The following is a 23650-nucleotide window of genomic DNA, read 5'->3' on the forward strand; positions in this document are numbered from 1 at the left end:
AAGATTCTTGCCAAAGAAAAAAGATCCTACTCTACAAAATATATCATTCCGGCAGAAGAAGTTACAGAAAGTGCAAGCAGCAGGAGACAACAAGACGGGATTACCACGGGAAAAAAGAGGAGAAGGTAAGGATATTTATCGAGTAGGGTGAGGTGAGCATATACAACGCTCACCTCATCCCTCTCACAGAACCGTACGTACGGGCCTCGTATACGGCTCCTGTTTACTTACATCCCTATCTGGGACAAGAATTCCGGTTTTCACAGCTGATACATCAAACAGCCAAAGCTCTTTGTGTAAATAACAGCTCGGCAGTGCATAATGGGCAAGAGGACAGGCAGAGTTCGCCCATGAGTTCATCTTAATAAATTTGAACTCTCCCTTATACCCTAGTTGGCGTAATCGCCGGTGTAACTTACCGGCCTTCTTCCAGAGCTTTAACTGGATTGCACGGAGACGTCTCCGTAACCAACTAGACACAGCCTTTAACATGTTTTTACAATTTGCTATCCTAAAATAGAAAGCAAAACCGCGTAGAATAGGATTCAAGCCATCAATGACTGCTTCCAAATTCTTTCCACCATTTCGACGAGTCAACGCCTTCACCTTCTCCTTGAACGACCTGATTTTCGCCTTTTGGATACGAGTGTACTTAGAGTGTATTGAAACACCAAGGAAAGCCACTCCGCTCCGACTATGGCAAATGTGAGTCTTTTCGAGGTTTACAGTGAGTAGCAACCCTTTCTCAAGGAAACAGCTTGCCTGTAAAAGTGCGTTTTTGGCTGCGCTTTTCGAACTGCACAAAATCAGGATATCATCGGCATAGCGCACTATCCTATGACCTCGTTCTCTCATAAACTGGTCAAACTGATCAAGATAGATATTGGCAATTAGCGGACTAATCACACCGCCCTGCGGACTACCAACTTCGCTTGCCTGCCATCCTTCGTCTGTCATCACTCCACTTTTCAGAATTTTCTGAAGTAGCCCAAGTATTGATCCATCCTTGATTCGCCTCGATATAGAGGACAAGATCAAATCGTGGTCTAAGGTGTCAAAGCATTTCGACAGATCCATGTCCACAACCCACTTCCTATCATATTTCCGTATGAACATCGTAGCTTTAGTAATCGCCTGATGGCAACTTCGCCCCGGGCGATAGCCGTAGCTTGATGGATGAAAGCCGGGATCAAATATCGGCTGTAGAATATCCAGCAGAGCCTGCTGTACTACACGGTCACGAACTGCAGGAATTCCGAGCAACCTTACCCCGCCATTCGTTTTGGGAATTTCCACCCTACGAACAGGTTGAGGTTGGTAGCTCTTCTCACGCAGTTCCGTCAGAAGCCGGTCAAGATTGATATCAAGGGATTCAACAAAATCTTTGACGGACTGGCCATCTATACCGGCAGCTCCATTCGCAGACTTTACCTTAAAAAACGCTGAGCGCAATGCACTTCGGCTCAACAGTCTCCCATATAAACTATACCAAATCTTTACCATTTCCTGCCTTGTGGCCTCTATCCCCTACAAATTCTTTCTAGGCACCGATTCTTCACATGAGCAGTATCGCCTTCTAGCCCTTCGGCAATGTACGATTCCACATTCACGTTACTCCGATGAGCGGCCAAAATCAGCAGACTACCTGTTACAGTCAACCACCGAAAAAGTGCCCTGTTCCGTCGAACAACTTGTGCTCTGCCTAAAAAGTATTGCAAGTCTTCAAGGTCTCTTTAAATAAACTTCACCCCTTCGCAACTGATATGGCTTTTGGCACATAACAGTCCCCAACCATCAAAGGTCGGGTCATCCTGGTTTTACCCTCCACACTGTTACCAGCTTTCACAGGCCTGGACTTAATAACTACTACGGGATCATCTGCCATCTCACAAAGCTTCGCTTCTGCTCAGGTCACCCCTTGCCATCAGCTATCCTGTAAAAAATTCTAGGAACTCTATAAGACTTCCCCGGTTAAGGCGAACTCCCTGTGAGCAATCGCATCCTCAAACACGATACGGGACTGACCAAGTATTGGGCTTTACGCTATTTTGCACGTTTACCCTCCCGCATCGCCGAATCAGGTTCGCTTGCGCTATGTACCACTCACTTCCTATCGCTTCCTTTAGACCCTGCCGTTACCAACAACGCCCTTACGATTCGGATTGTCTTCCCCTTGGTCGGGGTGACGCCTGCTTACCGCAGGCTGGGTTTGCCCGCCATGCCGGGCAAACAAAACAGCAGCGGACAGGAGGCCTGCCCACTGCAAAAAGATTGCAAGAGGGGCTAATTCTTAGTTTGCACCAACTCCTTGTATGGCCAGCCACCCATGCCATTTTCAAGGATCATCATTTTTTCAGCCGGAACATTTTTTGATTCCATATAGTCATAGCAGCGCTTTGCCCCACTCTTCCCACCAGGACAGACCACAACAACCGGACTGCCGCTCTGCTCATAGAGCTTAACAGCCTGATCAATTCTTGCCCGTTCCACATCACTTTTGACAGGATAGGCATAGGTGGCAACGGAGCCTGGCAGATGATGCCTGTTAAATTCCTTTTCCACCTGAATATCAACAATAATCATGGCACTACCGACGGCAAGATTCTCCTTCACCTGCTTGGCTGATATGTAATTGTAATTTCCGGCAAAAGATGTTGAAGCTACACAGAGCAGACAAAATACAATGGCAATAATACGTTTCATTCTAAACACTCTCCTTTTCACTATTTTCCATAAACAACTGATACTAATACAGGATGAGCACTCTACCCCATAGTTTCTACCAGTACCAATTGGAATAGCGGATAACAACAGCGACTCATATAGAAAAGGGCAATGCCACGAAACCCTATCCCCTGACAGACCTGGCTCCTAACTGAAATATTTGCGACAAGTGCACAACAGAATCTACTAGCCGGCCCACCCCTTAGTAAGTCAATTATTAAATGAATTTTGTCTGCATTATTGCGTAAGCCTTCTGAATATGTTCAGTCTCTCTCTATTCATACAATCGTAATCAGTATCAATAGCCCTGAATCTTGGGACTGTTAAATCGACAATGAACCCTTTGAATAGCCCGAGCAAAGTGCTCTTCTGCCACTTACACCAACCATAAGGAAAAATAATGTCATTTGCTCAACAACTTTGGCAAGAGAACAGAGAGATTGCCCAGTCCTGTCGTAACCATCCCTTTGTCCGGGGAATAGAAGACGGCTCTTTAGCCAAAAAGCTCTTTTCCTACTATGTGAGTCAAGATGCGTTTTTCCTAAAGGCCTTTGCCCGGGCATATACCATAGCTGGGGCACGGGTAACCGACTGGAATGATTTCAAGACCCTGCACCACCTGACAGAAGGAGTTCTTGGAGAGCTACAGCTTCATGAAGGCTATGCCCGAGAGTGGGGCGTGGATATCACTCAGGTAGAACCCGGCGCTGCAACCCGTCACTATACAGATTTTGTCCTAGCTATAGCCTGGGGCAAAGAGCTTGGCCAAACCCTTGCCGCCCTTGTACCCTGCATGCGTCTCTATGCTTGGCTTGGCCAAGAACTTGCCAAAACCAACGGGAAAAAGCATCTCTACAGTAACTGGATCAACACCTATAGCAGTAAAGAAATCGAAGAGCTTGCCTCAGAGCTTGAACGGCTGCTCGTCCTCTATGCAAGCCCTAAGGATAAACAGATTGCCGAAACTTATAGATATGCAATGGAATGTGAACTGAGGTTTTTCGAAGCCGCCTTGACCTGGGACCTATAGCCCCTCTGTTGATTTAATGACAAGATCCAAACCTCATGACCTAACGACACCGCAGCGAGCTGCTCTCCACCCCCACAAAATGTCACTTTAAGCTGCGAAAAACATTTGGTTGTTTACTCTAATGACCGCCAGAGTTATTATCCTAAAAGTAACTGATATCATGGCATGTAACGGGCTGAGAAGATGGCAGGAGCAAAACTTAGCGGACCTGCATGGATTGAAAATAATGTCTTTTCGGAGGAACGCTTGGCTATATAGCCAAATACAACAAAGTGTTATGCTATATTCAGGCGATAGCTATCTGGGACGCCTCACAAGTGAAGGTGCCATAATTGCCCTCAACACCTGGATCTCTGGCGTGAGGCAACACTGTCCGCCTGCTACCAAGGCTTTAGGGAAATCTATTTACCAATATCCGGTATTTTTCCGGGACTTTAATCAACAACAACATAGTGGAGAGGTACATGAATAATTTCAATCAAGTATTGCAGGAAATGGATTTTGACTTTCTGGGCGCAGGTAAGCACTCGATGAGTGTCGAGGCAATGCGTAAGGCACTGGGCAACGACCACTTCCTCTTTCTGGATGTGCGCACGGAGTCAGAGCGAGACTATCTCAGGCTTCCATTTGCAAGCCATATCCCCTTAAGTGAACTACCGACACGCCTAAAAGAACTGCCTCAAGAGAAATGTATTGTCCCCTTCTGCTCTTCAATTTTTCGTGGGGCAGTGGCCTACACCTATCTTCGGGGCAATGGATTCAAAGAGGTTAAAATCCTCACGGCAAGCATGGAAGATATTGTTTCAGCCTTCAAACCCGGACCACTGGCCAAAATGTTAGCCTAAAAATAGCCCCGAAAAGTTCACCTAATAATGCTGATAGTTGATAGAAAAAGGTAGGTCGTGATGGATGTTACATGCTTAATTATTGTCGTTGTTGCCTTTTCCCTGAGTTTTGTCTTTGCTCTGGGAGGAATCGGTTCTGCCCTGGCACTTATTCCCAGTTTAACCTGGCTGGGTCTTCCATTTGCCCAGGCGAGGGCAATCGGCCTCTTTGTCAATACAGTGAGTATGGCCGGGGCGACCTACTCCAATATAAGGAACAGGCGTCTTGATTTTCGTCTGGGAATCCCCATCATTCTCCCATCGATTATCCTTGCACCGGTGGGAGCATGGACGGGACATTTTATAGAGACGCGCTACCTGCTTATGGTCTTTATCGCCTTTCTTTCTTTCTCCGGGTTGATGATGCTGCTGTTCAAGGGATCGAAATACGCAAATCAATACCGGGAAGACAGACCCATTACCGGCCCCCTGCTGACGGGGATTGCAGCAGGCTTTCTCTCGGGACTGCTGGGGGTAGGTGGGGGGGGACTCATTTCACCGCTTATGATTCTGCAGGGATTCAACCCGAAAAAAGTTGCGGCAATAACAGCCTTTGCCGTCCCCTTCTCTTCACTTTCGGCATTTATCACCTATGCCCTTATGGGCTCTGTCCCCTGGGGGATTCTCCTCTATGCAGGGCCTGCAGCATGGCTGGGTGGTTATCTTGGCACCATGGTCATGCACCAAAAAATGCACCCTGGAACCGTCAAAAAATTTCTTGGGGTGGTTCTTCTATTGCTCGCCTTGCGCTTCATCCTTTCAATCTCTTAAAAGAGGACAAGTTCACGCCCTGACAAAAAAGTGCATGCTCTAAATTCATAGAGCATGCACAGATAGCAATTAGCCCAGATCAAGGGCCAAAAGGGCAGCACCAAAGGCACCTATATACTGAGGATTCTCCGGGACAAGGATGGTACGTTCTAGCTTTTCAGCGAGCAACTGAACGATACAGCTATTTTTTGCCACCCCACCGGTAAAGACAATATCGCCCTCGCGGGAGACACGGTTCACCATCCCCGCTGCTCGCCGCACCACACTATCGTGAAGGCCACGAGCAATATCACAACGGTTCTCTCCCCTGGCAATAAGAGATGTCACCTCAGATTCGGCAAAGACCGTACACATACTGGAGACATGGACATCACTCCCGCCGCTTAGGGCCTGCGCCCCGAAATCGGCTATAGCAAAGCCCAGGGCCCTGGACATAATTTCAAGAAACTTGCCCGTACCTGCCGCACAACGGTCATTCATCTCGAATTTTTTCACCCTGCCATTTGCCAGAAGCGAAATGGCCTTGCTATCCTGACCACCTATATCGATCACTGACAGGGCCTCTGGAAAGAAATGCCTGGCCCCCCGGGCATGGGCCTTTATCTCCGTCACCGTTGCCGCATCGAAGGAAATTTCAAAAAGATTACGTCCATAGCCCGTAGCCATCATACGGTCATAAGAGACATCATGAAGCATTTTCCCGGCCTCAAGCAGAGGATCAAAGCCCGTATCCCCTTGCATACTCTGCACCAGATTACCGGCTTCATCAAGCACCACCAGCTCAATACTTCGAGAGCCTATATCAATTCCTGCAAAATGCATCTGTTCCCCCAATAATTAGCGAAGCTGTTCAACAAAGGCCTCAACCCGAGTTTTAAGCTGTCCCATATCTTCCATGCTGTAGTCAGTTTCAAGACGAAGGCAGGGAATCCCCACCTCCTCAAGGCTATTCTCCACCGGCACAGCCTCCATCAAATAGGGCTGACAGAACTGCAAGCCATAGTGAATAACCCCATCTGCGCCATAGGATTCAACCATCTCTCTAATATGGTCACGACGCTCACCATTGGGGGTGAAAATGGCACAGTCAACGGCAAAGTATCTATCAACAATGGCATCCATCATTTCAGCAACACTCTCCCCGGATTCATCGGTCAAATTACGGGTTCCACGTTCACCTACACAGGATTCCTCACCGACAATAACAGCGCCAAGACCTTCAATGATCATGGGAAGTTTCCAATTTGGCACAGCCTGAGGACAACCGGAAATCAAAATACGCGGAGTTCGCGGAGCTGAAACACCCCGTTTTTCGGCAACGCGTTTTTCCAACTCATCACAGAGAAGATGAACAGATTCGGTAAAACGCTGTGGATTATCATAGAAGAAAATCTGATTGGCCAGGAGGGAATCAAGTCCGGAGATGGGAGCGGGATCAGCCTTACGCAGGGCAAGAAGACGATGCATTGCCGCCCGCTTTTTATTAACCAAGACGATGGCATCCCGTAAACTCTCGGCGGTAATCTTCACCCCGGTAAGTACCTCTACCGCATCTTTAAAACGAAGATATTCCGCCTTCAAGAGTTCCCGACCCTGGGCAGATTTCACCTGGGGCAAATCCATTATATAGAGGTTGTCAACAAGACCACCAAGGGTTTCATAGGCCTTCTTCTTACCATCACAGGTATTCTCTCCAACAACCATATCTGCACTTTCAAGATAAGGGCAGACCTTGGCCAGCTTGAAACCAAAGGATGATTTAATCAGGGCACAGGTATTTCGGGGCAAGAGCCTCTCGACCTCTTCCATGGCAAAATCGGCACCGGAGCAGAGTCCCACCAGGGTAGCATTGGCAGCAAGGGCAATTTCTTCGGGGACAAAAACACAGTAGGAGCCAATTATCTTCCGCCCCTCTCTCTTTTCATCCATCAGCTCCTTAATACGCAGACCATGCACCTCGCTCATAACAAAATCAAAATAGGCCATTGCCTCCGGACGATTTTTCTGAGCCAGATAAATGTCCCTATAGGCATCACCCAAAACAGCAAGCAGGGCATCATGTCCCTCTAAATCCACCCCAAGATCCTGCCACATGGCCCGGTAATCTTCACTCATTACATATCTCCTATTGAAAATAATTTTCACGGATTACCCCTGAGGATAATTACTAAAAAAAAGAAAAAGTTCACAGAGGGGAGATTTAATACGTATCGAGCCACAAATCTAACAGGAAATACCTATGGCGCACAGCCCTACTATAGGAAATACAAATTACTATAATTACTGATTTTTTTACAGAGGAGAGAAATGATGACTCTGGCTGGTCTGGTGCTGAAAAGACCAGACCAGCCAGAGGGCGAACAAAACTGCTCTTAGCCTATGGGCAGAACGGTTCTTTCAAACTGCTCATTAATAATCTCTGCCATGGCAAGATAGATGGCTCTCGCTAAATCGTGATTTTTTCATGTGAATCCTCCTGTCATATTTACTGGAAAATTCTACTTTTTACCGCATTGTTTTTTCGGGGGGATTACCAAAAAAAAGGGCCGACCTAAATATAGGTCGGCCCTTCATACTGTTCTATGTTTATTCTTTATTGACCTAGAATAGCAGGTATACCTGGAAGCTGACCAACAAGAGCCAGCGATCCAACACAGATAACAAACGCAATCCCTGGGATAATCAGTCTATCTTTGAGAGAAAGTTCACTTGCACGTTCATGGTCACCAATGAGTCCCATATTATCAAGAAGCATAGTAGTTGCCCAACCAAAAACAGGGTTAACAATGGCACAAGCAAAGATACAGATACCAGCACTAAGGGAATCTTTTTGCTTATTTACCATTTGCATACCAGCTTCAAGAAGTGGCAAGAAAACACCAACTATGAGAGCTACGCGGAGTACAGGTTCCCACATCGCAAGATCCATCGGATATCCAGTAACAGAGGCAACAACACAGAGTAGACCTGTAAGAAGTGCACCACCCGGAATAGGGCGCTTAGCAATTGCTGCAGGGATCATATAGGTTCCCCAAGACGAAGCAAGGTTACCACCACCAAGAACTGAACCAACACCTTGACGAACAGAAGCAATAGTCATGGTATCATCAACATCCATCAATACGCCTTCGGCATCTTTTTGGGTAGTTAAGTTCTTGGAAAACACGATGGCCGAGATAATCAGGAGACCACATTGCAACGGCAAGCAAAGCAAAAGGAGTTACCGCAATAAATTGGTTAAGATTAGGCCATCCAAGCTGCCAACCAGTAGTTTCGCCCCACCAGTAAAGTGGACTCATGTGTGGAAGACCTGGAGTTGTAGTAAAATGAAACTCTGCACCAAGTGCAAAAGCAACAACACCAGCAATAATAGAACAAACAGGAATTGCAACCCAACGAAGTTTAAGCTTAGCAAGATATGCATAAATCAAAAGGGTAATTCCAATTACAGCAAATGAAATATAACCCTGGTCTGTTGAAGCAGCCCAGGCTTCAAGTTTACCAATTTGGCCAATAAGACCAACAGCACCCAGATAAATCAAGAGCCCGCCACGAACACCAACACCAGTCAGCGTCATTAGCTTAGAGCCACCCTTCGTAAAGGCGAGTATCAGTCCAAAAAATGCCACCATTAAACCGAGAGACAAGGGGTGCCCACCTGCTGCTGCAATCAGAGGGATGAGCGGAATCATCGGCCCATGGGTCCCCGCAAGATTGGCATTCGGCATAAGAAGAGCAGAAAAGAGAATAACAAAAAGTGCCCCTATGAGAAGCTCCCAGCGTACGTTCTCGGCAACAAAAGCGGCATCTAAACCATACTCTGTTGCAAAAACAGCTACCATAGCGGTAACCATAACAACCTTTCCGATTGTTGCCGCAAGTGCAGGAACCCAATCTTCCAGCTCCACTCCCCAATCACGGATAGGAAGGTTAAATCTCCAACGCTTAAAGCTCATGATTTTAAGTTCATGATCCAGATACTCAGATCTTTTCTCAAACTCATGGGCTTTTTTGCGCATATCTTTGTAAAACTTTTTTTCCTCTTTAGCCATCTACACTCTACTCCATTTTAATAAAATTTTGAAAAATTCACTCTTTCAGTTAATGGTGCGTTTATAGGAGAGGTGAAAAACAGTTTGCAAACACTACAAGGCGATAGTAATTATTTAAGTTGCAACTATATAGACCACGCTTCCTAACGCTCTTTGTTTTTTCTAACGAACAGAGCTACAAGAATATACTCAACCTATTAGTTTAATTTATGAAAATATCAGATCATGCAGACCACACAGAAAAACTTTTCGGAATTCGCGGAGAAGACATCCATAAATGGATGGATGGCTTCTTCGAACATGATGGCGTTGATCATTATTTACGTAACAATGGCAAGATAGCAGATTACAACCCATATGATCATCGAAAATTTCGCCATTGTCAAGAAGTTTTGGCAGAGGCTTATGACGAATTTACGGGGATATACGAGAAGCGGGATATAAAAAATATTTTCGAAACTCATATCAAGGATGATTATAACGGATATATTCCGACTAGAAATGACTTTGAAAACAGTATGTTTACCGAAAAATATCATGATTCTTTGCACCAAGATAATTGGAATCCAATCCTAGATTCAGAAGAATTATCTGACTACTTCGAAGGAGTAAAAAATTATGACGAATATAAAAGGCCAAATCATTTTATAACCACTTTCGGGATGCGTATTGTTATCCCAACAGTGGTTGCTATTATCCTCTTTGTGACATCTATCTTCTTTGTTGTGGTTCCAGTTATTGAAACCTCTATAATGAACCAAAAGCGAAAGATGATCAAAGAGTTAACCGTTTCAGCCATCTCAATTGCCGAGCAGTATATTTCCTTAAGTAAAAATGCTGTACTTTCTGAAAAAGATGCACAGAAACGCGCTGCAAAAGAGATCGAATCAATGCGCTATGGTGATCAACATAAAGATTATTTCTTTATAACTGATATGACACCTAGGATGATTATGCATCCATACCGTCAAGAATTGATTGGCACAAATTTAAACGACTATACGGATACAGAAAACAAGAGTGGAAAGCGTCTCTTTGTCGAGCTTGTCGACTTGGTTAAAAAAAATCACGAGGGATATCTTGAATATCAGTGGCAATGGAAAGATGACAGTAGCACATCAGTCCCGAAACTTTCTTATGTGCGTGGAATTCCAGAGTGGGGATGGGTTGTTGGAACTGGTGTATATATAAATGATGTAAAAGAAGAGATAGCACGCCTTAAAAGACATCTATATATCACTTTTCTGATCATTACTTTTGGACTAATTTTGGTGATGAGCTATATCATTTACCAAAGCCACAATATCGAGGCTAGAAAGAAAAAAGCTGAAATTCTTCTACATGAAGCAAAGGATCGATACAGAGCTCTCGTTGAAACTTCAAATGAGGGTTACATATTGGAAGCTGAAGGAAAGATTATATATTCCAATCAGAGGCTTATACGAATGATTGGTTATAGTGAACGAGAGCTTCATGACCATACTATTTGGAGTACCCTGTTTCCACAAAAACCTCTTAACATGCCTGTATTACAACATTTAATTAGCATATTCCATGGAGCAGCAGAACCTGCAGAGTTTGAGGCACAGTTATTGACCAAAGACGGACAAGAGATTGATATTATTTTAAGTACTTCAAAAATATTTTTATCTGAAAAAAAGGGGCACGTTATATCTTTTCGCCCTATAACGAGAAAAATCTATAGTGGAGCTATCCCTTTTGAGAAAGATGTTACTAACTACAGGGGACTTACCAGTGAAGTTGTACGCCTGATTGAAGAAAGTGAAACAGCAGGCAGTGTTGTAGAGGCACTCAACAGAATGCCAAACTTGATTAGAACAATGATTGATGCGGGATCTAGACCAGGTAATCTACGTCGTGTAATTGGTGGTGCTTATGACGCAGCTATCACCAAATTTATAGAGCTTTCAATAGAAGAATTAGGAAATCCACCTGTAGAATTTTCCTTTATGTCAATGGGATCAAATGCACGTCATGATATGACTCTTTTCTCTGACCAAGATAATGCAATTGTTTTTGAAGACTGCGCTGTAGGTGATCTCAAGAAAATACGACGATATTTTTTACACCTTGCCGAGCGAGTGTGTAAAAGACTGGACCAAGCAGGCTACTCATACTGTGATGGCTGGATTATGGCTACTAATCCACAATGGTGCTTGAGCATGACTGAGTGGAAGAAAAACTTTACCCATTGGATCATAAACTCTAGTCCCGATGCCATATTAGAAGCCAATGTTTTTTTTGATGTGCGCTCCACCTATGGCACAGCAAAATTGGTTGATCAGTTACAACAACACGTCTTTGAAACAAACAGAAAGCACGAGCAATTTTTTGTAAACTATGCCAAAAATTGCCTCTCCTACGCCCAACCACTTAATACAAAGGGACAAATTAAGACACAGGTAAATGATGGGGTCCGCTCTGTGAACCTCAAAGAGTGCCTGAGGCCGATGGAAATTTTTTGTAGAATTTATGCTCTTAAGTATGACATTCGCGAAGCTAATACTATTACTCGACTTAAAAAATTGGCGCAAAGGGGAGATATATCAAGAAAAGAATATCGTGAGATGGTCTATATTTTTGACCATATCTGGAATTTGCGATTTATGAATCAAATCATAGAATACACTGATTTAAGAAGGGTTAATGACTCTCTGGACCTTGATGAGTTACCGCAAATAGAGCAAGAAAATCTTAAAAATGTGTTAGCGAGAATCTCTATTTTCCGGGACAAGGTGAGTAGGGATTTTCTTGAAGGTCCTCAAAATTAGCAAGGTGGTAGAAGAGATCCTCCCATTCATCAACGCATTTAAAAATAGAATAGCCCTTTTTTAACTGCTGGCCCGCTGGAATTGTATCCCAGTGATCTCCTGTCTTGCAGGCAGATAAACTTGCGGGAAATGAGACAGGGTACGCAGACAAAAAAGGGGATGCCCACAGGCACCAGGAGACACAACTCCTAGCTACAGTAAAATCCCCAGAAGGGGGAGAGAAGGAGAGAGGGGAAGCTCTGGACAGCCTGGTGCTGAAGGCACCAGGCTGCGCAAAGGGGACAACTGATTAACCTATGGGCAAAACGGTTCTGCCATACTGCTCATTAATAACCTCTGCCATGGCAAGATAAATGGCACTCGCTCCACAGACAATTCCTTCCCAACCGGCAATATGACCAAGGGCCACAGAACCGGTCCAGTTATGGGCCGCAAGCAGAAAAAAGAGTACGGTCAGGGAGAAAAATATAAATTGCAGAACACGGTTGCTCTTAAGAGAAGCAATGAACATAAAAAAGGTGAAAATACCCCAGAGAGCCAGATACCAGCCCATAAATGCATGGGGAGTACTCTCTGTAATACCAAGCTTTGGCATAATAATAAGGGCCACAAGGGTGAGCCAAAAATGACCATAGGAGATAAAGGCCGTCATGCCAAAGGTGTTGCCCTTACGGAACTCCAGGATACCGGCGATAATCTGTGCTATACCACCATAGAGCAGCCCCATGGCCAAAATCATAGCGCTTATCGGGAAAAATCCCGCGTTATGGATATTCAACAAAACCGTGGTCATACCAAAGCCCATCAGGCCAAGCGGTCCTGGATTTGCAAGCTTATATTCCGTCATCTAACTCCCATTCCTTTAATCAATTCTTTTAATTAACTATTTTATATAACAATTCCAGCGCTCCCCGGAAGAGCAACTAAACAGATTAGTCCTTTGCCCGGGCAAAACCATCCATATCGTGTAAGACAATGATAAAAGAGAAAAAACTCAAGAGGCACTACCCTGACAGAAAACCATAGCTAAAGCCCTGCCACTGCGTGGATATAGGACCCTATGGCCAAGGACATAACAAAAATCCCCGAGCAAGCTACTCGCAATTATCGAACAAATCAAGGAAATTAAGCTACCAATATTGCCGAGGTCACGTTTAACGTTTTCTACCACTCGCAGATATTTGTGGCGATTCTATTTCGGCCAAGCCTCTTGGCCCTATAAAGGGCCTTATCAGCGGCCGCGACGAGTAGACTTGAATCCATTCCACTCTTGGGAATGCAGGTGGATACACCCGCACTAATTGTTACCACATTGCTGGTTGGGGAAAAGGCATGAGCTATCTGCAGATCCTCTATCGCCCGACGACAATCTTCAGCCACCGAGGCAGCATCGGTGGTATTGAGCAGTACAAGAGAAAATTCTTCCCCGCCATACCTGGCGACAAGATCAGTTGAACGATGAGGGATCTTCCGAAGCTGCTCTGCAACTTTTTTCAAACACTCGTCTCCGGTAAGATGACCATAATTGTCGTTATATAATTTAAAATTATCAATATCTGCCATGATAAAGGAGATGGACGATTTTTCCCGCATCGCCCGTGCCCACTCCCGGGATAGAAAATTATCCATGGTCCTTCTATTAAAAACCCCAGTCAAACCATCCGAAGACGATACCAGCTTGAGTTTTCGATTTACCTCCTGTAACTCATTTTTTTTCTCCAATAATTTTTCTTGGGTTAAAACCGATTTTTTCACAATTGCCCTAAGAACAAAAGCAACAACGCTAGTAAAAATAATACCAAAGACAAAAATAAGCTGAGAAGAAAAGCCCCTTCTCCTCTCGACATACAAAACGGTGGGGAACGCCTCCAAACACCACTGCCTCCCCAAAATTACAGGCATTTTTTTTTGATAAAAAGCACTCTGCTGGAGGACAAAAACATTTCGAGGATCGCGACTATAAAGAGTTTCAGTGCTTACAGGTGAGGTGATATCGACAAGCTTCAGCTTTATACCTGCAAGATCTTCAGTTAAATGGGAGCTGACTAAGATATCGTCTATTTGATAAACACCAACCACAAAACCAAACAGAGCCTGCCGTCGCCTGACTACCGTTGTCGGATTTCCCTTATAAACAGGCAAGAGGCTAACCACACCTCTCTGGACATTACCCTCTTGAACAAAGTCAACGGGCGCAGTTACCTGAAGAAGGTCCTCATCCATAGCTCTTCTGAGGGCTGGCATAAGAGGACTGGCGGCAAGATCAAAGCCGAGGCGATCACTGTTACCCGGTACAGGCTCAATATAAAACACAGGGAGGGCCTCCCCTCTTGCCCCTTCCGTATCTATTGCCTCACCTGTACCTGATTTCTCATTATCTGAAAAATACGCCCCCACCTCAAACAGAGACACACCACCACGATCCCTCGCCGTACGCGGTATCCAACCAAGGGCATGAATACCCGGATAATCTACCAGCAATCGCCTCGCCTCGTTATTAAAGCGATCATAACTGGGAACTATCTCCCCATTATTATACAAGGTAAGCAAAGACTGGGACGCCTCAAAATTTTTTAAAGCCTCATGATATATTTCAATGGCAAGCCTATTTACACTCTGCTGAAATTCATTAACTATCACCTTTTCTTCAGCATCATAAAGCAACCAGGATGTCCAGCCCGACAGACAAATGCCACCTAGCAAAATAAACGCCAAAAGAAAATTTAAACTTGTGTGAGATTTCATGCACCTTCCTCCGCCAACATTTACAAAAAAACTCCTCCATTACAGTTCATATTCTAGCATCTCAAGAAAAAACCTAGAAAGCCAACACCATATTTTAACAAAAGCTTATAATAAAAGCAAAATACACCCTTATTAACAAATCAAGACAACAGATAAAAAACGCCTTCGGCAAGAGCAAATCGTGAGCGTAACTGAAAGAAACTGTAAAAAGAAAAAACTAAATGTGATACCGGCAACGTCTTCAAAAAAAAATTTATAGCTAATTCTGTCCATATATGAAATTTTCTTTGGCTCTATCCCCTCACCTTAGAAAAAGGCTCAAACATGAAACAAATTGAAGTTGTAGCTGGCATTATTATCAATCAGGATAAGATATTATGTATGAAGCGCGGCATATCTAAATTCACCTATGTCTCGCAAAAATTTGAATTCCCCGGCGGCAAGGTAGAAGACAAAGAGACATACCGCCAGGCCCTGGCAAGAGAGATAAGAGAGGAACTACGAATTGAGATAGAGATAGGAGAGAAGCTGATGGTGGTAAACCATACCTATCCTGATTTTCAGATCAGAATGCACTGCTATCTCTGTTCCAGTGAGAACAGGAAGATCACCTTAACGGAACATATTGAGAGCAAATGGCTCTACTGCCAAGAGCTTAACCAACTCGACTGGGCCGCCGCAGATATCCCCGCGGTTAAAAGGTTAATGGAGTGTAAAAATGCACCCGCAACCTGAGAATTTCAAGGCCCGACGACCGGATCTCTGCCAATGAGCCAACCTGTCTCTCTGTTTCAATAATTCTCAAAATTTATTGCATCTTAAAAATTTGCATTCATAATAAACTCTGGCTAAAGTGGCACTTAGATCCTACCAACAACCATCATAGGTGATCATTATGAAATATAACCAGATATTTGCCATTCTCCTCCTCCTTCTCTGCAGCTGTGCCAGGCAAGGCAGTGGGGAGGCCATCGTCGACACTGTGCCCAACTACAGCCAATCATCCTCCTGGCTCTATCAACCGGGAAGAGTCAATAAACCCATTGATCTCTTTTATGTCTATCCCACCATCTATGCTGAGAAAAACCCAGCCAATATGAATATAGGCAACAGAGAGTTACGACAACGGGCTCGCCATCTAATAGATGCCCAGGCCAGTGTCTACGGGGAAAGTGCCAATATATTTGCCCCCCTCTACCGGCAGATGTCCATGGCCAGACTTGATGGCAACTCAGATGCCTTGCAAAGCCCCTTCTTCCAAAAGGGCTATGAAGATGTTGCCCGAGCCTTTGACTTTTACCTGCAACACCTCAATGGCGGCAGACCTTTCATCCTTGCCGGCCATAGCCAGGGGTCAATGGTACTCATCCAGTTGATGCGGAAAAAATTTGCCGACAGAGCATTACAAAAAAAACTGGTGGCCGCCTACCTGATAGGGTACTCGGTAACAGCTGAAGATTTCAAAAACTATCCATGGATGAAGCCTGCCCAAGGCGCAAGTGATACAGGCGTTATCATCTCCTATAATACTCAATCGATCACGGCTAAGGATTCACCGGTACTCCTGCCCGGTGCCTATGGCATCAATCCCCTTAACTGGAGCAGAACGGAGCCAGCAAATAAATCCATGAACCGGGGGGCCGTCTTTTTTAGAGACAATGAAATAGAGCGGGAGATCCCGCACTATGCAGGGGCCTACATCGATCCTGCAACGGGGGCACTGATTACCCAACTACCGGAAAAACTTAACACTGGCTCCTTTCCCGCGGGGGTTTACCACCGATTTGACTACGCCCTCTGGTTTCGCAACCTGGAAGAGAACGTACAAAATCGCTGTGAAACATATCTCTCCACCAAGTAACCCTTCTCATCAATATGAAAAAAACAATAACAATCTACCATTTTACCGAGGTTGAGCAGACAGGCATTGTCGGCCACTTCAGTGCAGACAGAAAACACCGCGCCTATCTCCATATCCCCTTTAAGAAAAGAGAGTCAAGACCAATGCTCTGCATCGTCGGGCAAAACCCGAGTAGGGCAGATGAACTGGTAGCCGACAGAACTGTTCAGTATTTTGAAAAATTTGTCTTCACCCATCTCCCCCAATATGGGGGGATCATTATGCTCAACCTCTACAGCCGTTTTGATACCAACAAGGAGGAGGCCAGTGATCTGATACGGCCGGACTGCGACCGGGTACTGGCAGAGATCATCACAGGACATGAGGATTTCCTTGTTGCCTATGGAAAAATACAAAATAAGGGTGCATACCAATTCCGCGAGCGGGCCCTCTATCTCAAGGACCTCCTTACGGGAAAAAATATTTATAAGATAGATATTGGGAGCACCTACCCGCCCCATCCGGGAAACAGTGCCCTCTGTTATCACCGCTTTCATAAAATATGCCCCTATGAATTTGCTGATATCTCCTAAAAAACATTCTCCCGGCGCAGGCCTCGCCCCCAACCCCTCTCGCCCCACCACATCAGCGAGAGGGGGGCGACACTTTTTTTGCAGGTCTCCTTTCTCTCATTTACCGCCCTGCCTCAAAAGCTTAGGATGTACGTCCCACAATTGAGTACCGGTAGAAGAAAAAAAAGAATACTTTTTTTATTGACACCACCTCTGCCATCAGGTATAAACGTCCTCAGCACTTGGCCCCATCGTCTAGCGGTTAGGACGTTGGCCTCTCACGCCGAAAGCAGGGGTTCGATTCCCCTTGGGGTCACCAAGATACTAAAGGGACTTAGCAATTAACTTGTTAAGTCCCTTTTTTTATATTTTCACCAAGGGATCCAGAGTAGTTGCACCTGACAAAACCCTTCCACGTAGGATCAAATTCACTCCCTAAGTAGCCATGATACATTTAACCAATATCCACAAACAGTATGGTTCGCAGGTGTTATTCCGCGGTGCCAGCCTGCAGGTTTTACCCGCAACTCGTACTGGCCTTGTCGGGGCCAATGGTGCAGGCAAGACATCTGTCTTTCGCCTTATGATGGGCGAAGAAGAGGCGGATAAGGGCGAAATTTCCTGTTCCAAAAAAACGGTGATTGGCTATTTTTCCCAGGATGTGGGAGAGATGTCCGGTAGGTCTGTCCTTGACGAGGTGATGTCGGCCGCAGGCGAGATTGTTGCCATGGGCGCAAGAATGAGGGAGATGGAAGCCCGGATGGGCGAACCCATGAGCGACGATGAGATGGCCGCCCTCCTAGAAGAGTACGGCAACACCGTCGATGCCTTTGAGCACCGTGGTGGCTACGAGCTGGACTCCCAAGCCAAGGAGATCCTGACCGGCCTGCGCTTTAGCAACTCCGATCTGATTCTGCCCGTCGAAAGTTTTAGTGGTGGCTGGAAGATGCGAATCGCCCTTGCTAAAATCCTTCTGATCGGCCCCGATGTACTCCTCCTCGATGAGCCCACTAACCACCTTGATATAGAGTCCATACTCTGGCTTGAATCATGGCTGACCAATGAATTCAAGGGGGCCCTGCTTATGACCTGCCATGACCGGGAATTCATGAACAGGATTGTTTCCCGAATCATTGAGATTGGCAACGAAGGAGCCACCACCTATGGCGGTGACTACGACTTCTACCTCAAGGAAAGGGAAATACGCCGGGAACAGCTACTGGCAAGTTATCGTCGACAGCAGGAGATGCTGTCTAAAGAAGAAGATTTTATCGCCAAATTTGCTGCTCGGGTCTCCCATGCAGCCCAGGTCCAGTCCCGGATAAAAAAGCTTGATAAGATTGAGCGCATTGTCCTGCCTCCCGAACAGAGGGTGATGAAGTTTGACTTCCCCGTCCCACCTCGAAGTGGAGACGATGTCCTTCATCTGAAGGACCTTGGTAAAGAGTGGCAGACTGCCCATGGTGAGATCAAACCTGTTTTCAGCGGCCTCACAGGCTCTATTCGCAGGTTGGAAAAAATTGCCCTGGTCGGGGTCAACGGTGCAGGTAAATCAACCCTGCTCAAGGTGATCACAGGCCAGACCGAAGCCACAAGCGGAGAGGTGCTTACCGGCGCCAGTCTCGCAACCGGCTATTTCAGTCAGCACAGTATGGATCTGCTCTATCCTGGCCAGACTGTCTTTGAGGCAGTTCAAGAAACCCTACCACTTGAAAATATAGGCACCATTCGAAATCTTCTGGCAGCTTTTTTATTCCAGGGAGACGACGTAGATAAGAAAATTTCCTCCCTTTCGGGCGGCGAAAAAAGTCGTGTGGTGCTGGCAAAAATGCTTGCCCAACCTCTCAACTTTCTGGTCCTTGATGAGCCTACCAACCACCTTGATATTCAGTCACGCGAGGTACTGCTCAAGGCACTCAAGAAGTTTGAAGGCACCCTTATTTTAGTAAGCCACGACCGGCACTTTCTACGCTCGCTCGTTAACCGTGTATTTGAGATCGACCACGGCGAAATGCGTAGCTATGAGGGAGATTATGATTATTATCTCCGTGAACACGAAAAGCATAACATTTAAGTTTAAGGATATACCATGATACATGCATCCGACATAGCCCTCTCCTACGGCAAAAGGGTTATTTTCAAAGACGTTAATATTAAATTCACCGCTGGTAACTGCTATGGCCTTATCGGGGCTAACGGCGCAGGAAAATCTACCTTTCTCAAAATTCTCTCCGGGCAAATTGATGCCGATAAGGGCGAAGTTTTTGTTGGAGCCAGAGAAAGAATTGCCATCCTCAACCAGGATCAGTTCGCCTACGACGAAACAACTGTTGCCCACACCGTACTCATGGGGCACAAGCGCCTGCACGAGATCATGGTTGAACGCGAGACCCTCTACGCCAAAACCGATTTCACCGAAGAGGATGGTATCCGCAGTGGCGAACTTGAAGGTGAATTTGCCGAGATGAACGGCTACGAGGTGGAGTCTGAGGCTGCGGCCCTGCTCAGTGGTTTGGGCGTCGGTGAAGAGCTGCGCGAGAAGAAGATGCGCGAGTTAGAAGGTGGACAGAAGGTACGAGTACTTCTTGCCCAGGCCCTTTTCGGTAACCCTGACATCCTCCTCCTCGATGAGCCAACAAACAACCTCGACAGCAAATCTATTAACTGGCTGGAAGGATTCCTCGAACGATTTCAGAACACCGTTATCATCGTCTCCCATGATAGACACTTTCTCAATCAGGTCTGTACTCATATGGCCGATATTGATTATGGACATATCCAAACCTATGCGGGTAACTATGACTTCTGGCTCCAGGCAAGTGAACTTGCCCAGCACCAACGCCAAGATGCCAACCGTAAGGCGGAAACCAAGGCCAAAGATCTGAAAGATTTTATTGCCCGTTTCTCCTCCAATGCATCAAAGGCCAAACAGGCAACTTCCCGTAAAAAGCTTCTTGATAAACTTGAAATCGGCGATCTTCCAACCTCTTCACGAAAATACCCATTCATCCACTTTAAGCCGGGTAGAAGCTGTGGGGATATTATCCTTGAGGTAAAGGATCTCTGTAAAAACATTGACGGGGTACAGGTTCTCAATAACTTCAATCTTGTGATCAATAAGGGTGAGAAAATAGGCTTTGTAGGTCTCAACGGCCCGGCAATCGCCGCTCTCTTTCAAATTCTTGCTGGCGAAATGGAACCAGACAGCGGCTCCTGTCGTTGGGGAATCACCATGACTGCCTCATATTTTCCACGAGAGAACAGTGCCTTCTTTGCAAAGGATGTCACCCTCGTTGATTGGTTGAGCGAATATACCCCTGTGACTGAAGGCGAGAGTTATGCCCGAGGTTTCCTAGGCAAAATGCTCTTCTCCGGCGAAGAGGCCACCAAGAAGACCAGTGTCCTCTCCGGTGGCGAAAAAGTGCGCTGCATGCTCTCAAAGATGATGCTCAGCGATGCTAACGCCCTCATCCTCGATGAACCGACAAACCATCTTGATCTGGAATCAATCACGGCCCTCAATGAGGGACTGCAAAATTTTACCGAGATTATCCTCTTCTCATCCCACGATCAGACTCTGATGAATACCGTAGCCAACCGACTCATTGAGATCCTGCCCCGGTGGCGTGATCGATAAAATGATTCCCTACGATGAGTACTTGTAAATGCAGAGGTTAAAGCCTTGCAGAAGAAGTACAGCAACTAACCATCGAAAAACAGGCGTTTTTTTATAGGGTGACTGTCTGAACATTGATGTCACCCCATGCCCCTGAGCAAGACGATAGTTAGAAAACTCTAAAGTTTTTTATACTATCGTCTTCACATTTGCAAAAAAGATGATTAAGTTGGCTTCCTGACTCCAAAACTGGAGACGGAACAACATAGACTGGCAGCAAGAGACAACGACTCTCGTTCTCTGCCTGCTATTTCAGATCAAAGATGGGTGCAAAACGCCACAGTACATTAGGAATCACAGATGGCCACAAAAAAACAAGCTACTACTGCTTCACTGACTCTTCCCTCATTTGACGTTCCATCCCATCCCCTCAGGACACCCATGACTCCTGAGGCAAAGAATGCCCTAAAGGATGAGATAAAGACCCTGCTCAAAGAGCAAAACGGGGTCTTGGTCGCTCATTACTATACCGATGGTGACATACAGGATCTTGCCGAAGAGACAGGCGGTTGTGTTGCCGACTCACTGGAGATGGCCCGTTTTGGCACCGAACACCCTGCCGACACCCTGGTGGTTGCCGGAGTGAAGTTCATGGGTGAGACCGCAAAGATTCTCAACAATGAGAAGCGAGTCCTTATGCCTGATCTGGCTGCAACCTGCTCATTAGACGAAGGTTGCCCCAGCGATATTTTCTCTGATTTTTGCGATCAATACCCTGATCACACCGTGGTTGTTTATGCCAACACCAGTGCTGCCGTAAAAGCCCGGGCTGACTGGGTCGTTACCTCTGGAATTGCCCTCTCCATCATTGACCATCTTGCTAAAAAGGGTGAAAAGATCCTTTGGGGCCCCGACCGTCATCTCGGTGGCTACGTTCAGCGCCTCACCGGAGCTGAGATGATCTTCTGGCCCGGTTCCTGCGTTGTCCACGAAGAGTTTAAGGCAGCAGCCCTTGAATTGCTCCGAGCCAAACATCCCGAAGCAGCGATTCTTGTTCATCCAGAATCACCTGCCTCGATTGTGGCTCAGGCCGATGTGATTGGCTCCACCACCGCCCTTATTAAAGCCGTGCAGAGTATGCCAAACAAGGAATTTATTGTAGCCACAGACATGGGTATCTTCAACAAGATGCGCCAGTTGGCTCCTGATAAGGTTCTTATTGAAGCACCCACCGCCGGCGAAGGCGCCACCTGCCACAGCTGTGCAAACTGCCCGTGGATGGGCATGAACTCTCTAGAGAAAATTGCCCATAGTCTGCGTACAGGTGCAGGAGAGATCCTCGTCTCTCCGGAGCTGGCCGTCAAGGCCGTACTCCCGATTCGCCGCATGCTAGACTTTGCCAAGACCCTGAAGAAATAGCCCAAGGCCAGCCAACAGGTTAAGAACTCAACAAAAGGGGCGATATAATGATATCGCCCCTTTTTTGTTCCCCCACCCTGCCCATGCCCTAAACAGGCTGAAATTATTCGGCCAACAGCCACTGCCTATAAGCATCGGCCAGGCTCGTCCAACTAAAACCCTCGGTCATAGCCACCGCCTGCTGAGAACCCACCTTCCCCCCCTCATCAAGAAGAGACTGCAACCTATTGGTCAGCTGCCCCTCATCATACAGATATTCCTCGGCAAAAAGTTCTGGATAGGAGAGGCGACGTGGCAGGAGCGGCACACAACCTGCACGCACAGCCTCAATAACGGCAACACCATAAAATTCATGGATTGCAGTGGAAACCACAATATCAGCCCTCTGTAAAAGCTGAGCATAGGCCTCATAGCTTTCTGCATAGCCAAAATGGATCATCTCCTCCCTGAAGGCAACCTCGGCCTGAGCAAAACAGGCAGGGCTATTACGAAAGGATTGGCCCAGGACAATCAGACGAAAGGCAATACCCCGACTCTGCAGTTGAGTAAGGGCTGCAAAAAATTCTTCTGGATTTTTGTCATGCTCCCAGCGATGATTCCAGACAATAACAGGCGCTCCAGCCTCGGGTACTGGGGACAAAGAGATGGCATCGATGCTGGTAAAATCAAGACCCGGATAGAGGACACAGCTCTTCTCCTCCAGTTCGACAAGCAGCCGGGGAAGCTTCATATCAGATGCATAGCTTAAATACCGCCTGCAGCTCTCTAAAAAAGATTGGCGATTAAAAACACTGTTAAAGGCAATCCGATCACTGGCCAGGGCTGTGGTAAAATTAATTGCCGTAAATTGACGATTATCCGGGGCGGCCTCCTGATTGGGATAGACAAACTGATTCTCGTGAAAATAGGTACAAAAAAGGGTGGCAGGGTTCCAACCCTTAAGGCTTGAAACGAGGGCCCTTAAAACGGCAACATCGACAAAGGTTGAGCAGAGAACAGTATCAAAAAAACGTTCTTCAGGAAGCAGTTCGCCAAGAGATTGGACAAACCAGGGCGCAGAGAGCTGCATACGCATCTTCCATTTACGGGCAGGCAGGGTCATAAAGAGACAATCCGCTTCAACGACGCCCTCGATTTTGTCAAGAAACTGTTTATGGGAGCCCCCATAGTATGGTTCAAGGATAAGAATTTTTTTCATTTTATAT

The 23650-nt window shown here is 46.2% G+C and carries 17 protein-coding genes, 1 tRNA gene and 3 pseudogenes; 12 read left to right on the top strand and 9 right to left on the bottom strand.

Going from position 1 to position 23650, the window contains the following annotated elements:
- Positions 1-183: 183 nt before the first annotated feature.
- Complete coding sequence (gene ltrA, locus DP_RS12695) at positions 184-1503, bottom strand: group II intron reverse transcriptase/maturase (RefSeq protein WP_011189748.1); 1320 nt, start codon at positions 1501-1503, stop codon at positions 184-186.
- 780 nt (positions 1504-2283) lie between these two features.
- The gene (locus DP_RS12700; protein ID WP_156792303.1) at positions 2284-2703 is read right to left on the bottom strand and encodes a rhodanese-like domain-containing protein; all 420 of its coding nucleotides are present in this window, start codon (positions 2701-2703) and stop codon (positions 2284-2286) included.
- A gap of 421 nt (positions 2704-3124) precedes the next feature.
- On the opposite strand from DP_RS12700, the gene DP_RS12705 reads away from it, so the two are divergent.
- The 4 genes from DP_RS12705 (at position 3125) to DP_RS12720 (ending at position 5409) form a co-directional block, all read left to right on the top strand.
- On the top strand, positions 3125-3754 hold the full coding sequence (locus DP_RS12705; protein ID WP_011189751.1) for a TenA family protein: 630 nt from the start codon (positions 3125-3127) through the stop codon (positions 3752-3754).
- A 277-nt stretch (positions 3755-4031) separates the two neighbouring features.
- Entirely contained in the window at positions 4032-4226 is a 195-nt protein-coding gene (locus DP_RS18050) for a hypothetical protein (RefSeq protein ID WP_156792304.1), read from the top strand.
- Entirely contained in the window at positions 4219-4599 is a 381-nt protein-coding gene (locus DP_RS12715) for a rhodanese-like domain-containing protein (RefSeq protein ID WP_011189753.1), read from the top strand. The genes DP_RS18050 and DP_RS12715 overlap by 8 nt, the downstream gene beginning before the upstream one ends.
- A gap of 60 nt (positions 4600-4659) precedes the next feature.
- Positions 4660-5409, top strand: coding sequence for a sulfite exporter TauE/SafE family protein (locus DP_RS12720; protein WP_041278001.1), 750 nt, complete (start codon positions 4660-4662; stop codon positions 5407-5409).
- A gap of 69 nt (positions 5410-5478) precedes the next feature.
- On the opposite strand, the gene DP_RS12725 is transcribed toward DP_RS12720, so the two are convergent.
- The 4 genes and pseudogenes from DP_RS12725 to DP_RS19290 all read right to left on the bottom strand — a co-directional run bounded on the left by DP_RS12725 (position 5479) and on the right by DP_RS19290 (position 9461).
- Positions 5479-6231, bottom strand: a complete 753-nt coding sequence (locus DP_RS12725) for an acyl-CoA dehydratase activase (RefSeq protein WP_041278002.1) — start codon at positions 6229-6231, stop codon at positions 5479-5481.
- A 15-nt stretch (positions 6232-6246) separates the two neighbouring features.
- Positions 6247-7524, bottom strand: coding sequence for a double-cubane-cluster-containing anaerobic reductase (locus DP_RS12730; RefSeq protein ID WP_041278003.1), 1278 nt, complete (start codon positions 7522-7524; stop codon positions 6247-6249).
- A gap of 257 nt (positions 7525-7781) precedes the next feature.
- Positions 7782-7856, bottom strand: a pseudogene (locus DP_RS19385) (acetate uptake transporter); the annotation flags it as partial.
- A 146-nt stretch (positions 7857-8002) separates the two neighbouring features.
- Positions 8003-9461, bottom strand: a pseudogene (locus DP_RS19290) (DUF3360 family protein).
- A gap of 209 nt (positions 9462-9670) precedes the next feature.
- Between DP_RS19290 and DP_RS12740 the strand changes: the two are divergent.
- The gene (locus DP_RS12740; protein WP_011189759.1) at positions 9671-12253 is read left to right on the top strand and encodes a DUF294 nucleotidyltransferase-like domain-containing protein; all 2583 of its coding nucleotides are present in this window, start codon (positions 9671-9673) and stop codon (positions 12251-12253) included.
- 289 nt (positions 12254-12542) lie between these two features.
- Here DP_RS12740 and satP read toward each other — a convergent pair whose 3' ends face one another.
- Together satP and DP_RS12755 are read right to left on the bottom strand one after the other, a co-directional pair.
- On the bottom strand, positions 12543-13100 hold the full coding sequence (gene satP / locus DP_RS12750) for an acetate uptake transporter (protein ID WP_011189760.1): 558 nt from the start codon (positions 13098-13100) through the stop codon (positions 12543-12545).
- 317 nt (positions 13101-13417) lie between these two features.
- Entirely contained in the window at positions 13418-14998 is a 1581-nt protein-coding gene (locus DP_RS12755) for a diguanylate cyclase (RefSeq protein WP_011189761.1), read from the bottom strand.
- 324 nt (positions 14999-15322) lie between these two features.
- Here DP_RS12755 and DP_RS12760 point away from each other — a divergent pair, with 324 nt between their 5' ends.
- The 7 genes and pseudogenes from DP_RS12760 (at position 15323) to nadA (ending at position 22445) form a co-directional block, all read left to right on the top strand.
- Entirely contained in the window at positions 15323-15733 is a 411-nt protein-coding gene (locus tag DP_RS12760; protein ID WP_011189762.1) for a (deoxy)nucleoside triphosphate pyrophosphohydrolase, read from the top strand.
- Positions 15734-15893: 160 nt separating this feature from the next.
- Positions 15894-16859 carry a DUF3089 domain-containing protein gene (locus DP_RS12765; protein WP_156792305.1) on the top strand — a complete coding sequence of 322 codons (966 nt, stop codon included), beginning with the start codon at positions 15894-15896 and terminating at the stop codon, positions 16857-16859.
- A 14-nt stretch (positions 16860-16873) separates the two neighbouring features.
- A complete protein-coding gene (locus tag DP_RS17055; protein WP_011189764.1) occupies positions 16874-17431 on the top strand; it encodes a DUF1643 domain-containing protein in 558 nt (185 codons plus the stop codon).
- A 223-nt stretch (positions 17432-17654) separates the two neighbouring features.
- A tRNA-Glu gene (locus DP_RS12775) sits at positions 17655-17729 on the top strand.
- A gap of 126 nt (positions 17730-17855) precedes the next feature.
- Complete coding sequence (locus DP_RS12780; RefSeq protein WP_011189765.1) at positions 17856-19484, top strand: ABC-F family ATP-binding cassette domain-containing protein; 1629 nt, start codon at positions 17856-17858, stop codon at positions 19482-19484.
- A 15-nt stretch (positions 19485-19499) separates the two neighbouring features.
- A pseudogene (locus tag DP_RS12785) lies at positions 19500-21116 on the top strand (ABC-F family ATP-binding cassette domain-containing protein).
- 270 nt (positions 21117-21386) lie between these two features.
- Positions 21387-22445, top strand: a complete 1059-nt coding sequence (gene nadA / locus DP_RS12790; RefSeq protein ID WP_011189767.1) for a quinolinate synthase NadA — start codon at positions 21387-21389, stop codon at positions 22443-22445.
- Positions 22446-22548: 103 nt separating this feature from the next.
- Here nadA and DP_RS12795 read toward each other — a convergent pair whose 3' ends face one another.
- Complete coding sequence (locus DP_RS12795) at positions 22549-23643, bottom strand: tRNA-queuosine alpha-mannosyltransferase domain-containing protein (RefSeq protein WP_011189768.1); 1095 nt, start codon at positions 23641-23643, stop codon at positions 22549-22551.
- Positions 23644-23650: the final 7 nt, after the last annotated feature.

Source organism: Desulfotalea psychrophila LSv54 (assembly GCF_000025945.1).
In the GTDB taxonomy this organism is placed as follows: Bacteria; Desulfobacterota; Desulfobulbia; order Desulfobulbales; family Desulfocapsaceae; genus Desulfotalea; species Desulfotalea psychrophila.

Bases quoted from the DNA above. Each gene is read 5' to 3' on its own strand.
- DP_RS12700 (WP_156792303.1), bottom strand. From the start codon at position 2,703: ATGAAACGTATTATTGCCATTGTATTTTGTCTGCTCTGTGTAGCTTCA.
- DP_RS12760 (WP_011189762.1), top strand. From the start codon at position 15,323: ATGAAACAAATTGAAGTTGTAGCTGGCATTATTATCAATCAGGATAAG.
- DP_RS17055 (WP_011189764.1), top strand. From the start codon at position 16,874: ATGAAAAAAACAATAACAATCTACCATTTTACCGAGGTTGAGCAGACA.
- DP_RS12705 (WP_011189751.1), top strand. From the start codon at position 3,125: ATGTCATTTGCTCAACAACTTTGGCAAGAGAACAGAGAGATTGCCCAG.
- DP_RS12730 (WP_041278003.1), bottom strand. From the start codon at position 7,524: ATGAGTGAAGATTACCGGGCCATGTGGCAGGATCTTGGGGTGGATTTA.
- DP_RS12780 (WP_011189765.1), top strand. From the start codon at position 17,856: ATGATACATTTAACCAATATCCACAAACAGTATGGTTCGCAGGTGTTA.
- DP_RS12740 (WP_011189759.1), top strand. From the start codon at position 9,671: ATGAAAATATCAGATCATGCAGACCACACAGAAAAACTTTTCGGAATT.
- DP_RS12795 (WP_011189768.1), bottom strand. From the start codon at position 23,643: ATGAAAAAAATTCTTATCCTTGAACCATACTATGGGGGCTCCCATAAA.
- DP_RS12755 (WP_011189761.1), bottom strand. From the start codon at position 14,998: ATGAAATCTCACACAAGTTTAAATTTTCTTTTGGCGTTTATTTTGCTA.
- DP_RS12725 (WP_041278002.1), bottom strand. From the start codon at position 6,231: ATGCATTTTGCAGGAATTGATATAGGCTCTCGAAGTATTGAGCTGGTG.
- satP (WP_011189760.1), bottom strand. From the start codon at position 13,100: ATGACGGAATATAAGCTTGCAAATCCAGGACCGCTTGGCCTGATGGGC.
- DP_RS12720 (WP_041278001.1), top strand. From the start codon at position 4,660: ATGGATGTTACATGCTTAATTATTGTCGTTGTTGCCTTTTCCCTGAGT.
- DP_RS12765 (WP_156792305.1), top strand. From the start codon at position 15,894: ATGAAATATAACCAGATATTTGCCATTCTCCTCCTCCTTCTCTGCAGC.
- DP_RS18050 (WP_156792304.1), top strand. From the start codon at position 4,032: ATGCTATATTCAGGCGATAGCTATCTGGGACGCCTCACAAGTGAAGGT.
- DP_RS12715 (WP_011189753.1), top strand. From the start codon at position 4,219: ATGAATAATTTCAATCAAGTATTGCAGGAAATGGATTTTGACTTTCTG.
- ltrA (WP_011189748.1), bottom strand. From the start codon at position 1,503: ATGGTAAAGATTTGGTATAGTTTATATGGGAGACTGTTGAGCCGAAGT.
- nadA (WP_011189767.1), top strand. From the start codon at position 21,387: ATGGCCACAAAAAAACAAGCTACTACTGCTTCACTGACTCTTCCCTCA.